The 12,160-nt window shown below is 70.5% G+C and carries 14 protein-coding genes; 7 read left to right on the top strand and 7 right to left on the bottom strand.

The window, feature by feature from the left end; genetic code table 11:
• Positions 1-322: 322 nt before the first annotated feature.
• Positions 323-973 carry a DNA-3-methyladenine glycosylase gene (locus AB0412_RS34075; protein ID WP_366406478.1) on the bottom strand — a complete coding sequence of 217 codons (651 nt, stop codon included), beginning with the start codon at positions 971-973 and terminating at the stop codon, positions 323-325.
• A 143-nt stretch (positions 974-1,116) separates the two neighbouring features.
• Between AB0412_RS34075 and AB0412_RS34070 the strand changes: the two genes are divergently transcribed.
• From AB0412_RS34070 to AB0412_RS34060, 3 genes are all read left to right on the top strand, one after another.
• The gene (locus AB0412_RS34070; protein ID WP_366406477.1) at positions 1,117-1,899 is read left to right on the top strand and encodes a sporulation protein; all 783 of its coding nucleotides are present in this window, start codon (positions 1,117-1,119) and stop codon (positions 1,897-1,899) included.
• 41 nt (positions 1,900-1,940) lie between these two features.
• A complete protein-coding gene (locus AB0412_RS34065) occupies positions 1,941-2,480 on the top strand; it encodes a YbhB/YbcL family Raf kinase inhibitor-like protein (RefSeq protein WP_366406476.1) in 540 nt (179 codons plus the stop codon).
• 165 nt (positions 2,481-2,645) lie between these two features.
• On the top strand, positions 2,646-3,152 hold the full coding sequence (locus tag AB0412_RS34060) for an HNH endonuclease (protein WP_366406475.1): 507 nt from the start codon (positions 2,646-2,648) through the stop codon (positions 3,150-3,152).
• A 111-nt stretch (positions 3,153-3,263) separates the two neighbouring features.
• Here the strand turns inward: AB0412_RS34060 and AB0412_RS34055 are convergent, their stop codons facing one another.
• From AB0412_RS34055 to AB0412_RS34045, 3 genes are all read right to left on the bottom strand, one after another.
• Entirely contained in the window at positions 3,264-4,220 is a 957-nt protein-coding gene (locus AB0412_RS34055; RefSeq protein ID WP_366406474.1) for an SPFH domain-containing protein, read from the bottom strand.
• A gap of 132 nt (positions 4,221-4,352) precedes the next feature.
• Entirely contained in the window at positions 4,353-4,784 is a 432-nt protein-coding gene (locus AB0412_RS34050) for an NfeD family protein (RefSeq protein WP_366406473.1), read from the bottom strand.
• Positions 4,785-4,879: 95 nt separating this feature from the next.
• The gene (locus AB0412_RS34045) at positions 4,880-5,671 is read right to left on the bottom strand and encodes an ABC transporter ATP-binding protein (protein ID WP_366406472.1); all 792 of its coding nucleotides are present in this window, start codon (positions 5,669-5,671) and stop codon (positions 4,880-4,882) included.
• A 162-nt stretch (positions 5,672-5,833) separates the two neighbouring features.
• Here AB0412_RS34045 and AB0412_RS34040 point away from each other — a divergent pair, with 162 nt between their 5' ends.
• Entirely contained in the window at positions 5,834-6,622 is a 789-nt protein-coding gene (locus tag AB0412_RS34040; RefSeq protein ID WP_366406471.1) for a hypothetical protein, read from the top strand.
• A gap of 199 nt (positions 6,623-6,821) precedes the next feature.
• Here the strand turns inward: AB0412_RS34040 and AB0412_RS34035 are convergent, their stop codons facing one another.
• The 3 genes from AB0412_RS34035 to AB0412_RS34025 form a co-directional block, all read right to left on the bottom strand.
• Entirely contained in the window at positions 6,822-7,067 is a 246-nt protein-coding gene (locus tag AB0412_RS34035) for a chaplin (RefSeq protein WP_366406470.1), read from the bottom strand.
• Between the two features lie 158 nt (positions 7,068-7,225).
• Complete coding sequence (locus AB0412_RS34030; RefSeq protein WP_366406469.1) at positions 7,226-7,867, bottom strand: response regulator transcription factor; 642 nt, start codon at positions 7,865-7,867, stop codon at positions 7,226-7,228.
• Positions 7,860-9,005, bottom strand: a complete 1,146-nt coding sequence (locus AB0412_RS34025; protein WP_366406468.1) for a GAF domain-containing sensor histidine kinase — start codon at positions 9,003-9,005, stop codon at positions 7,860-7,862. Before AB0412_RS34025 ends, AB0412_RS34030 begins: the two co-directional genes overlap by 8 nt.
• A gap of 214 nt (positions 9,006-9,219) precedes the next feature.
• Between AB0412_RS34025 and AB0412_RS34020 the strand changes: the two genes are divergently transcribed.
• The 3 genes from AB0412_RS34020 to AB0412_RS34010 all read left to right on the top strand — a co-directional run bounded on the left by AB0412_RS34020 (position 9,220) and on the right by AB0412_RS34010 (position 12,053).
• On the top strand, positions 9,220-9,918 hold the full coding sequence (locus AB0412_RS34020) for an SDR family oxidoreductase (RefSeq protein ID WP_366406467.1): 699 nt from the start codon (positions 9,220-9,222) through the stop codon (positions 9,916-9,918).
• Positions 9,915-10,958, top strand: coding sequence for an S-adenosylmethionine:tRNA ribosyltransferase-isomerase (locus AB0412_RS34015; RefSeq protein WP_366406466.1), 1,044 nt, complete (start codon positions 9,915-9,917; stop codon positions 10,956-10,958). The genes AB0412_RS34020 and AB0412_RS34015 overlap by 4 nt, the downstream gene beginning before the upstream one ends.
• A gap of 360 nt (positions 10,959-11,318) precedes the next feature.
• Positions 11,319-12,053: a transglycosylase SLT domain-containing protein gene (locus AB0412_RS34010; protein WP_366406465.1), complete on the top strand. Its 735-nt coding sequence runs from the start codon at positions 11,319-11,321 to the stop codon at positions 12,051-12,053.
• The last annotated feature ends 107 nt before the right edge of the window (positions 12,054-12,160 follow it).

Below are 12,160 nucleotides of genomic sequence, written 5' to 3'. Positions count from 1 at the left end.
GAGTTCTCAAGGAACGGACGCTTCCTTCGTACTCACCCTCTCGGGCTTTCCTCCGGGCGCTTCCCTTCGGTGTTTCCGACTCTATCAGATCCTTTCGGGCCTGATTCCCTGTCGGCGGGGCCTTTCGACATTCACTACGTTAGCCGACTCCCCGCCCGATTCATAATCGGGCTTCGACGGTTCTGAATTCAGGCATGCGGGCATACCGAATTCGTCCCCGCTGAGGGGAAGACGTAGGTAGTGGGTTGGCCGCTCCGGCTGCAGGCGATCGCCGTACCCGGTTCAGCGGCTCGGGCTACGTTACGCGTCCCGCCAAGGCGCGTCAACTTCGGCGACGCCTCGGGACATGGGCCCGATACGGGCTCACCGTCGGGTCGTCGGCGATCCAGTAGCGCCAGGGGTGGACGTCGCCGTTGCCGCCGTCGCCGGCCACGCCGGTGCGGGGGCCGTTGCGTACCTGGTCGGAGGGGGTCGGGGTGCCGGTCAGTATGCGCAGAGGGGTGTCACCGGAGGAGCACGCGTCCGTGCCGTCCAGGGAGCGGTCGACGCCCAGGGCGGTGGCGAGGCGGGCCGGACCTTTGGCCAGTTCCTTGTCATTGCGGGCCGAGACTCGACGGGTGCGGGCCAGCTCCGCGCCCTCGATGATCTCGCCGGCGCGGAGCAGGACGGCGCTCGCCTGTCCTTCGGGTCCACAGACCAGGTTCATGCAGAACCACATGCCGTAGGTGAAGTAGACGTACACATGGCCGGGCGGACCGAACATCACGCCGTTGCGGGCGGTGCGGCCGCGATAGGCGTGGGAGCCGGGGTCGTTCGGGCCGTCGTAGGCCTCGACCTCGGTCAGGCGGAGGGCGATCGGACCGTCCGGGGTGGTGCGTACCAGGATCCGGCCGAGGAGGTCCGGGGCGACCTCGAGGACGGGGCGGTCAAAGAACTTCCTGGGCAGGGGCGTACGGTCGGGGGTCGCGATCATGCCGTCCGAGGGTACTGGAGACGCGTGCCGCCGCGGGGTGGTCACCGGGCCCGGTGCTTGCCAGGGTGAGGGTGTGCGGAACCGGCCACGGCCGGATCGCGTTGTTAGGGATCGAAGCATTGCAGGGCGACATAGGGAGAGACATGGCGTTCAAGAAGCTGCTCGCGAGCCTGGGTGCCGGCGGGGCCTCGGTCGAGACGGTGCTGAACGAGGTCAACGTGGTGCCGGGGGGTGTCGTCCAGGGTGAGGTGCGGATCCAGGGCGGGTCGGTCGATCAGCAGATCGAGGCGCTGTCGGTCGGGCTCCAGGCCAAGGTCGAGGTGGAGAGCGGCGACCAGGAGTACAAGCAGGACATCGAGTTCACCAAGTCGCGGCTGGGCGGTGCCTTCGAGCTGAAGGCGGGGGCGGTGCACGCGGTGCCGTTCGGGCTGGAGATCCCGTGGGAGACGCCGATCACGATGATCGACGGCCAGCCGCTGCGCGGGATGAACATCGGGGTGACCACGGAGCTGGAGATCGCGCGGGCCGTGGACTCCGGTGACCTGGACCCGATCAACGTGCATCCGCTTCCGGCGCAGAAGGCGATCCTGGACGCCTTCATCCAGCTCGGCTTCCGGTTCAAGAACGCCGACATGGAGCGCGGCCACATCCGGGGTACGCGGCAGAAGCTGCCGTTCTACCAGGAGATCGAGTTCTTCCCGCCGCAGCAGTACCGCGGGCTGAACCAGGTGGAGCTGAGCTTCGTGGCCGACGCGCAGGCCATGGACGTCGTCCTGGAGATGGACAAGAAGCCGGGTCTGTTCAGCGAGGGCAGTGACACCTTCCGGTCGTTCAAGGTGGGGCTGAACGACTACCAGGGGACCGACTGGACGGCGTACCTCAACCAGTGGCTGTCGGAGGTCGGCAGCAAGCGCAACTGGTTCTAGGCTCGGGTACGACTGAACGAACCCGATCAGGAGGTACCGAGGTGACCGAGCTCAAGCGGCGGCCGCTCCCCCACGACTTCCATCCGCCCGTGCCGTCGTTCACGGTGACGAGCGAGGACGTGCAGGAGGGGGCGACGCTCAAGGACGCTCAGGTCCACGCGGCCGGTAACACCTCGCCGCACCTGCGGTGGGAGGGCTTCCCGCCCGAGACCAAGAGCTTCGCCGTGACCTGCTACGACCCCGACGCCCCGACGGGCAGCGGGTTCTGGCACTGGGTGGTGTTCGACATCCCGGCCTCGGTGACGGAGCTGCCGGCGGGTGCGGGCAGCGGCAAGTTCGAGGGTCTGCCCGAGGGCGCGGTCCACGCGCGCAACGACTACGGCACCAAGGACTTCGGCGGTGCCGCGCCGCCGCCCGGGGACGGGCCGCACCGGTATGTGTTCACGGTGTACGCCGTGGACCAGGAGAAGCTCGGTCCGGACTCGGACGCCTCTCCTGCCGTGGTGGGCTTCAACCTGCGGTTCCACACGCTCGCGCGGGCGCAGCTGATCGGTGAGTACGAGGTGCCTGCCGAGGGCTGAGTACGTCGTGGAGTGAGCCCAGCGTTCATGGAACGTTTGCCCGCCCCTGGTCTTGGAATTGATCAGGGGCGGGCATTTTTATTGCGTTGTCCATCTCGGCGTGCCCGGCCAGAGTTGATCCAAGCCCGCCAGGGGGTGGGCCGGTGCACATGGGAGGTGGGCTGGATGCGTGACACGCTGGTGCTGAATGCGAGCTTCGAGCCGCTGTCGACGGTGACGTTGAACCGCGCTGTCGTTCTGGTGCTGCAGGACAAGGCGGTCGTCGAGCAGGCCCACCCCGAACTGCGCATGCGCGGGGCCGAGGTGGACATACCGGCGCCGCGGGTGATCAGGCTGTGCAGGTACGTGAGGGTGCCGTTCCGAAGACAAGCGCCGTGGTCGAGGCGGGGTGTTCTGGTACGGGACCGGCACCGGTGCGCGTACTGCGGTCGGCGTGCGACGACGGTGGACCATGTGGTGCCGCGGTCGCAGGGTGGTCAGGACACCTGGCTGAACACGGTGGCCTCGTGTGCGGAGGACAACCACCGGAAGGCGAACCGGACGCCGGAGCAGGCGGGTATGCCGTTGCTGCGGGAGCCGTTCGAGCCTACGCCGGCCGATGCGATGTTGCTGGCGCTGGGGGCCGAGGAGTTTGCTGCGCTGCCGGATTGGTTGGCTCGGGAGGCTGCGTAGGGCTTCGCCGTAGGGGGCCTGGGCGGTCTTCCGGCTGACGGCGCGTTGTGGCTTGTCGCGCAGTTCCCCGCGCCCCTGAGGGGGTGCGGGGAACGTTTGTTTTCAGTGGCCCTAGTCGATGGACGGCTTCTCGCGGCGTTCCTGGGGTGGGACTGTGCCTGTCTGGGTGCCGTTGCCCGCTGAACCGCCGCCCATCGGGCCGAAGTTGCCGATGGCGCCGGAGAGGCCCTTGAGGGCGTCGCCGATCTCGCTGGGGACGATCCAGAGCTTGTTGGCGTCGCCCTCGGCGATCTTCGGGAGCATCTGGAGGTACTGGTAGGAGAGGAGCTTCTGGTCCGGGTCGCCGGCGTGGATGGACTCGAAGACCGTGCGGATCGCCTGGGCCTCGCCCTCGGCGCGCAGCGCGGCGGCCTTGGCCTCGCCCTCGGCGCGCAGGATCTGGGACTGCTTCTCGCCCTCGGCGCGCAGGATCTCGGACTGGCGGACACCCTCGGCCTGGAGGATCGCGGCGCGCTTGTCGCGGTCGGCGCGCATCTGCTTCTCCATCGAGTCCTGGATGGAGGTGGGCGGTTCGATCGCCTTGAGTTCCACGCGGTTGACGCGGATGCCCCACTTGCCGGTGGCTTCGTCGAGGACGCCGCGCAGGGCCGCGTTGATCTCCTCTCGGGAGGTGAGGGTGCGCTCGAGGTCCATGCCGCCGATGATGTTGCGGAGGGTGGTGACGGTGAGCTGTTCGATGGCCTGGATGTAGCTGGCGACCTCGTAGGTGGCGGCGCGGGCGTCGGTGACCTGGTAGTAGATGACGGTGTCGATGTTGACGACCAGGTTGTCCTGGGTGATCACCGGCTGGGGCGGGAAGGGGACGACCTGTTCGCGCAGGTCGATGCGGTTGCGGATGGTGTCGATGAACGGGACGACGATGTTGAGGCCCGCGTTGAGCGTCCGCGTGTAGCGGCCGAAGCGCTCGACGATGGCGGCGCTGGCCTGCGGGATGACTTGGATCGTCTTGATCAGGGCGATGAAGACCAACACCACCAGGATGATCAGGACGATGATGATCGGTTCCATCGTCGGTTCCCCGTACCCTTCTTCGCCTCGGCGCCTTCGGCAGATCTTAGGTGTCTTGAAGATCTTGCTGGTCGAGTCTGACAGACCGTCGTACGACTCGGGGGCAGTTCGGTCCAGTTGCGTCGTGCGAGGTCACATCACGATCGCTGTGGCTCCCTCGATGTCCACGACGTCGACTTCCTGGCCTGCTTCATAGGTGCGGGCGGCGTCGAGGGCGCGGGCCGACCAGACCTCGCCGGCGAGCTTGATCCGGCCGCCGGAGCCGTCGACACGTTCCAGGACGACGGCCTGTTTGCCCTTCAAGGCGTCGACTCCGGTGGCGAGTTGGGGTCGTTGGGCGCGGTGTCTGTTCGCGATGGGCCGTACGACGGCGATGAGGGCGGTCGAGACGACGGCGAAGACCACCACCTGGGCGACGGCGCCGCCGCCGAAGAAGCCGGAGACGACCGCGGCCGCGACGGCGCCCACCGCGAGCATGCCGAGTTCGGGCATCGCGGTGATCACCAGAGCGATGCCGAGCGCTGCCGCGCCGATCAGCCACCACAGCCATGCGTCGATGTCCACACAGGCATGGTAGGACCGCGCACCCTGTCGCGGACAGGGCGCCGATCAGTTTGAAGTGCCTTGCCGGGCTGGGTTTTGAGAGATCGACAGCCTGCTCAGGCCATCGGCAGGCCCTGGGCGGTCCAGCGGTCGCCGACCTGTTCGACGACGAGCGGGAGGCCGAAGCAGAGGGAGAGGTTGCGGGAGGTGAGTTCGAGCTCCAGCGGGCCGGCGGCGAGGACCTTGCCCTGGCGGATCATCAGGACGTGGGTGAAGCCGGGGGCGATCTCCTCGACGTGGTGCGTGACCATGATCATGGAGGGGGCGATCGGGTCGCGGGCGAGGCGGCCGAGGCGGCGGACGAGGTCCTCGCGGCCGCCGAGGTCGAGGCCGGCGGCGGGCTCGTCGAGGAGCAGCAGCTCGGGGTCGGTCATCAGGGCGCGGGCGATGAGGGTGCGCTTGCGCTCGCCCTCGGAGAGGGTGCCGAACCTGCGGTCGAGGTAGGCGCTCATGCCGAGGCGGTCGAGGAAGGCGCGGGCGCGCTGCTCGTCGATGTCCTCGTAGTCCTCGTGCCAGCCGGCGGTCATGCCGTAGGCGGCGGTCAGGACGGTCTGCAGGACGGTCTGGCCCTTGGGGAGCTTGTCGGCCATGGCGATGCCGGCCATGCCGATGCGCGGGCGCAGCTCGAAGACGTCGACCTTGCCGAGCGTCTCGCCGAGGATGGTGGCGGTGCCCTTGCTGGGGAAGAGGTAGCTGGACGCGACATTGAGGAGGGTGGTCTTGCCGGCGCCGTTGGGGCCGAGGATGACCCAGCGCTCGCCCTCCTTGACCGACCAGGAGACCTGGTCCACCAGAGCCCGGCCCTCGCGGACCACGGATACGTCCTGAAGCTCCAGAACATCGCTCATGAGCGCGTTGTCTCCCCTTGCAGTGTGGCCGGTCTCGGCTGTCGCGTACGCCTGTGGCTCGGTCCGCCGCGCCGGTGGGCGCAGCCCCTCATGAAATCTACGCCACCGGCCGTCCGGGACATTCCATCGGTCCGGCCATTGGTCCTGTCTAGGGTGGGGGGCATGTTCGTCGAACCGCGCTCTGGTCGCCTTGCCGCTTGGGGAAATGCCCTTCTTGCCGGACTTGTCTCGCCGGATGACGCCGTGGTCGCCGTCGTGGGCGACGACGCGGTGCACCGGGTGGAGGGGTTGCCGGGTGAGTCGGCGCCGGTGGGGCTCACGCTGGCGCTGGGGCGGCTGCGGGCGCTCGGGGTGAGCGGGCTGCGGGTGGCGCTGCCTGCGCCGGGGCATCCGCTGGGGCTGAGCGGGCCGCCGGAGTTCAACGCGCGGGCGCTGGAGGCCGAGGAGGCGGTGGTCTGTCACGGGGCCGCGTTCGGTCTGGTGCCGGAGGTGTACGAGGCCGGGCCCGAGGGTGATGTGCATGTCGAGGTGGTGTGGCACTGCCTGCCGGTGCGGGAGGCTCCGCCCGCCGATGTGCCGTCGCTGGGTGAGGCCGAGCGGGAGCTGGCGGAGGCGCTGCGGGAGGCGACGGAGGTGCTGACGCGGCTGGACGTGGCCGCGTCGGGGCCGGTGGCCGAGGCGGCGATCGATGCGTATCGGGCGCGGGCCGAGCGGGGGCGGGAGGTGCTGGCGCCGGGGTATCCGCCGCGGGCGGCGCGGGTGCTGGAGCTGGCGCAGCGGGTGGGGGCGTTGATCTCGCTGGCCGGGGCGAAGGGGCATGGGGGTGCGGTGAGCGCGTCCGAGATGGCGGCGCGGTCTGAGGCGTTGCGGCCGGTGGAGCGGACGGCTCGGCGGGCGCAGGTCGCCGCGTACAACTCCGTTGTGGAGGAGCGGGAGCGGGGGGTGCGGTGAGCGTAGGTCTGCCGGTGGACCGGGGTTGCAGCCTGCGTACCTGGGGGCTCCGCCCCCAGACCCCCGTATCGGCCTGAACGGCCTCGTCCTCAAACGCCGGACGGGCTGATATCGGTGACCGGCGCTTGAAGCAGCTGCCACAGACACGGCTGACCGGCCCCCCTGTGTGGGGCAGGGGGGCCGGTTTCGGTGAGGGGTGTCAGTCGTTGACGGCCACGTTGCCGAAGGCCGGGTTCAGCGCGCCGATGACGTTGACGCTGTTGCCGGACACGTTGACCGGGACGTCGACCGGGACCTGGATGACGTTGCCCGAGACGACGCCCGGGGAGCCCACGGCCTTGCCGTCGGCGTGGGCGCCGTCGGTCGCCGAGGCCATGCCCGCACCGGCGGCGAGCAGGCCGCCGGCCACCATCGTCACGGCCGCTGCCTTCTTCAGGTTCTTCACTTTCCAAGCCCTCCTTGCGATGACCGCGGCAAGGCACCGCGGCATGCACTGGAAACGGCGAGGGGCCCGAGAAGGGTGCGCCATATGGGGGACATTCCCACGACGGTATGAATCTCGGACCGGAGGGGAACCTTCCGCCCGGGCGGGGGCGTCGGGGCTCAGCCGCTCAGGCCGTGGCGTACGGCCCACAGCGCGGCCTGGGTGCGGTCCGCCAGGTCGAGCTTCATCAGGATGTTCGAGACGTGTGTCTTGACGGTCTTCTCGGAGAGCACGAGGGCACGGGCGATCTCCCGGTTGGAGCGGCCGTCCGCGATCAGGCCGAGCACTTCGCGTTCCCGTTCGGTGAGGGAACCGGCGCGGCCCTGGCCCGAGTTGGTCTCCTCCTGGGCCAGCAGGGCGCCGGCGACCTCGGCCTGGAGGAGCACGTGGCCCGCGTGCACGGAGCGGATGGCTCCGGCGAGCGCGTCGGGGTCGACGTCCTTGTAGACGTACCCGGCGGCGCCCGCGCGCAGGGCGGGGACGACGGTGCGCTGCTCGGTGAAGCTGGTGACGATCAGCACGCGCGCGGGGTGGTTCAGTTCGCCGAGTCTGCGCAGCGCGTCCACGCCGTCCATGCCCGGCATCTTGACGTCCATGAGGATGACGTCGGGCTGCAGGCGCTCGGCCAGGGCGACTCCTTCGGCGCCGTCGGCGGCCTCGCCGACGACCTCGATGTCGTCCTGCACCTCGAGGAAGGTGCGCAGGCCCCGGCGTACCACCTGGTGGTCGTCGACCAGGAGCACCTTGATTGCGTCAGCCACCTGGGACCTCCATCTCGATCGTGGTGCCCTTGCCGGGCGCCGATTCCACGGTCAGGGTGCCGCCGACGCCGCTCGCCCGGTCCCGCATGGAGACCAGGCCCAGATGGCGTCCCGCGCGGCGGACGACGCGCGGGTCGAAGCCGCTGCCGTCGTCGGTGACGCGCAGGACGGCTCCGTTGCCGCGGCGGTCCAGGGTGACGTCGACGTGCACCGCGCCAGAGTGCCGCAGGGCGTTGTGCAGGGCCTCCTGGGCGACACGGAGCACCGCTTCCTCCTGGGCGGAGGGCAGGGCCCGCACGCCGTGGCCCTCGAAGGTCACGCGCGCACTGTGGGCGCGGTCGAGGACCTGGATCTGGGTGCGCAGGGTGGCGACGAGGCCGTCCTCGTCGAGGGCGGCGGGGCGCAGTTCGACGACGGCGGCGCGCAGTTCGTCGGCGGCCTCGGCGGCGAGGGCGGCGACCTGCTGGAGTTCGCCCTTGGCCCGGCCGGGGTCGCGGTCCACGAGGCGGGCGGCGGCCTGGGCGGTGAGGCGCAGGGAGAAGAGTTTCTGGCTGACGGCGTCGTGGAGTTCGTGGGCGAGACGGGAGCGTTCCTCGACGATGGTCAACTCGCGGCTGCGTTCGTAGAGCCGGGCGTTGGTGAGGGCGATCGCGGCGTGCTGGGCGAGGATGGCGAGCAGTTCCTCGTCGTCCTCGGTGAAGCCGCAGGTGCCTTCCGGCTTGGAACAGTTCTTGTTGGCGAGGAAGAGGGCTCCTATCACCTCGTCGCCGTCCCGGATGGGCAGGCCCAGGAAGTCGACCAGGTCGGGGTGGGCGCTCGGCCAGCCCTCGAAGCGGGGGTCCCTGCGGACGTCGGCGAGGCGCTGGGGCCTGGCCTCGGTGAGCATCGCGGCGAGGATGCCGTGCTGGCGCGGGAGGGGGCCGATGGCCTTCCACTGCTCGTCGCTGACGCCGTCGACCACGAACTGGGCGAAGCCGCCGTGGTCGTCGGGGACGCCGAGGGCGGCGTACTGCGCGTCGAGCAGCTCGCGGGCCGAGGCGACGATCGTCTTGAGGACGTCGCGCACCTCGAGGTGCCTGCTCATGGCCAGCAACGCGGAACTCACCGCGGCGAGGCCGGACCGGGGGCCGTGGCTCATGAACTCACCGTACCGGCGGGCTGTGACAGTCCGGATCGGGCGGGCGGGGGCCTGAGCTGCGTCGCAGGGCCTAGGTCCCTGGTCCCGGGGTCGGCGGGCGTAGGGCCAAGGGACCCGGGCGGTTGCGGCTCGCGTCCGAGGCGGGTGTCGGAGGCCGCTCCTAGGTTGGGGGCACGCCGATCCGGTGGCGTTTCAACCGACAAGGGGGCTGGTCATGCCGGTAGGGATCATCACGGGGGCTTCGAAGGGACTGGGGTTCGCGCTGGCCGAGGCGCTGGCGGCGCGCGGCTGGGATCTGGTGCTGGACGCGCGGGACCCGGTGCCGCTGGCGGAGGCGGCCGGGCTGGTGTCGGCGCACGGCACGCGCGTGACGGCGCTGCCCGGGGATGTGACGGACGGCGGGCACCGCGCGGAGCTGGTGGCGGCGGCCTGGCGGCTCGGCGGGGTCGATCTGCTGGTGCACAACGCGAGCGCGCTGGGCGCGGAGCCGCTGGTTCGGCTGGAGAAGCTGGAGCTGGACGGGCTGCGGCGGGCGCTGGAGGTGAACCTGGTGGCGGCGCTGGGGCTGGTGCAGGAGGCGCTGCCGCTGCTGAGGGCGTCCGGGGCGGGCACGGTGATCACCGTGAGTTCCGATGCCGGGGCCGAGGCGTACGAGACGTGGGGCGGATACGGGGCGTCCAAGGCGGCCCTCGACCAGCTCGCGGCGGTGCTGGCGGTGGAGGAGCCGGGGCTTCGGGTGTGGGCGGTCGACCCCGGTGACATGGCCACGGACCTGTACGCCGCGGCCGTACCGGACGACGACGGTCCCCGGCCCGAGCCGGCCACCGTGGTACCGGCGTTTCTGCGGCTGCTGGACGAGCGGCCGGCGAGCGGTCGCTACGGGGCTCCGGCGCTGCTTCAGGGGCGGGCATGACGCCGGCGGTGAAGGTCCCGGAGGGGTTGTCGGCCCGGATGCCGGTGGAGCGGCGGGGGCCGGGCCTGGAGCGGGACTCCGTGCGGCTGCTGGTGTCGCGGGGGACGGCGGTGTCGCATCACGCCTTCAGGGAGCTGCCCCGGCTGCTGCGGGCCGGCGATCTGCTGGTGGTGAACACCTCCCCCACGCTGGCGGCGGCCGTGGACGGGCGGATCGGGCACGCGCGCGTGGTGGTGCACTTCTCCACGCGGGGTGACGACGGCCGGTGGGCGGTCGAGCTGCGGGATCCGGACGGGCGTGGCACCACGCGCGCGCGTGCGGGTGTGCGTGCGGGAGTGGAGGTGTGGCTGCCCGGGCGCGTACGGCTGCTCCTGGAGGATCCGCTGAGCGCGCATGCCGAGCGGCTGTGGTGGGCACGGGTGACGGGTGCGGAGGTCCTCGAGCTGCTGCGCCGGCAGGGTCGGCCCATCCGGTACGCCTACACGGAGCGGGATCAGCCGCTGTCGGCGTACCAGACGGTGTTCGCGCTGCCGTCGCCGGACGGGGCGGGCAGTGCGGAGATGCCGAGTGCGGGGCGCCCGTTCACGGCGCGGATGGTGACGGAGCTGGTGAGCCGGGGGGTGCAGTTCGCGCCGGTCACGCTGCACACGGGGGTGGCGTCGATGGAGGCGCACGAGCCGCCGTATCCGGAGCGGTTCGTGGTGCCGGAGGCGTCGGCGCGGGCGCTGAACGCCGTGAAGGCGGGCGACGGGCGGGTGATCGCCGTGGGGACGACCGCCGTGCGGGCGGTGGAGTCGGCGGCGGGCCCGGACGGGGTGGTGCGGGCCCGCGCGGGGTGGACGGATCTGGTGGTGACGCCTGAGCGGGGTGTGCGGGTGGTGGACGGGCTGCTGACCGGTCTGCACGAGCCGGAGGCCTCGCATCTGCTGATGCTGGAGGCGGTCGCCGGGCGGGCGGCGCTCGACCGCGGTTACGAGGAGGCCGTGCGCGGGCGCTACCTGTGGCACGAGTTCGGGGACCTGCACCTTCTGTTGCCGTGACAGGGGCCCACAGGGCCCGCACAGGCCCTCACACACAGCATTGCTGTCGCAACTGGCTGTGAGACCGGTGGGCGGCGGATGTGAGGCCGCGCATAGGGCGCACATCACGTACGAAGGGGAGTAGGAGATACATACCGCCCACATGAGCGGGCCATACTGTCCAATCTGCCCCGTTTTGCCCTTCCCTGATCCACTACCTGGCTTCGTACGTCACACCTTTGCCACGCAATTTTGCGGCCGCTAAGAATGGCTGCCGTCGCTCAGCGCCGTGGGTTCCGCCCACGGCGCTTGTGCCGGAAGCACCACTGTCCCCGCCGGACGCCGAGCGACCTCCGCGCTATTCGAAGAGGTCCATTCAGCATGTCCAAGAACTTCCTCACCCGTGGCCATAGTCGTGCCCTGACCCGTCACCACAAGATCGCCGCTGCCGGTGTCGCCGCCCTCGGTGCCGCCGCCATCGGTCTCTCCGCGGTGCCGAGCACGGCGTCGACGAACACCACGAGCGAGGCCGCCGCCGTCCCCACGGCGAAGGTGGCTTACAGCACCGAGCAGATCAAGGACGTCAAGGGCACCGTCACCGACCAGCTCGCCGGCGCCACCGTCGTCGCCGAGCAGATCGCGGCGAAGAAGCAGGCCGAGGCGAAGGCCAAGGCCGCCGCGGCCGCGAAGAAGGCCGCCGCCGCGAAGAAGGCCGAGCAGGCCCGCCAGGCCAAGGAGGCCGCGAGCCGCGCCGCCAAGCGCGCCGCGGTGAAGAAGGCCGCCCCGAAGTCTTACCCGAACACCCTGGACGGCTGGATCCGCGAGTCCCTCGCGATCATGAAGAAGCAGGGCATCCCGGGCTCCTACGAGGGCATCCACCGCAACATCATGCGCGAGTCCTCGGGCAACCCGAAGGCGATCAACCTCTGGGACATCAACGCCCAGAACGGCATCCCGTCCAAGGGCCTGCTGCAGGTGATCCCGCCGACCTTCAAGGCCTACCACGTGCCCGGCACGTCCTGGAACATCTACGACCCGGTCGCCAACATCACCGCCGCCTGCAACTACGCGGCGGACCGGTACGGCACCATGGACAACGTCGACAGCGCGTACTGAGGTCGGCGCGGACCTCTTCTCGCGATCGACGCGACCCCCTGAGACGCCGAAGGGCGGCACCCTCCTGACGAGGTGCCGCCCTTCGGGGCGTACGGAGCCGGCTGCGC

It is taken from the genome of Streptomyces sp. NPDC052012, from assembly GCF_040689265.1.
Taxonomy (GTDB): domain Bacteria; phylum Actinomycetota; class Actinomycetes; order Streptomycetales; family Streptomycetaceae; genus Streptomyces.
Note: the sequence above shows the minus strand (reverse complement) of the source record. Positions and strands in the feature narration are given on the sequence as shown.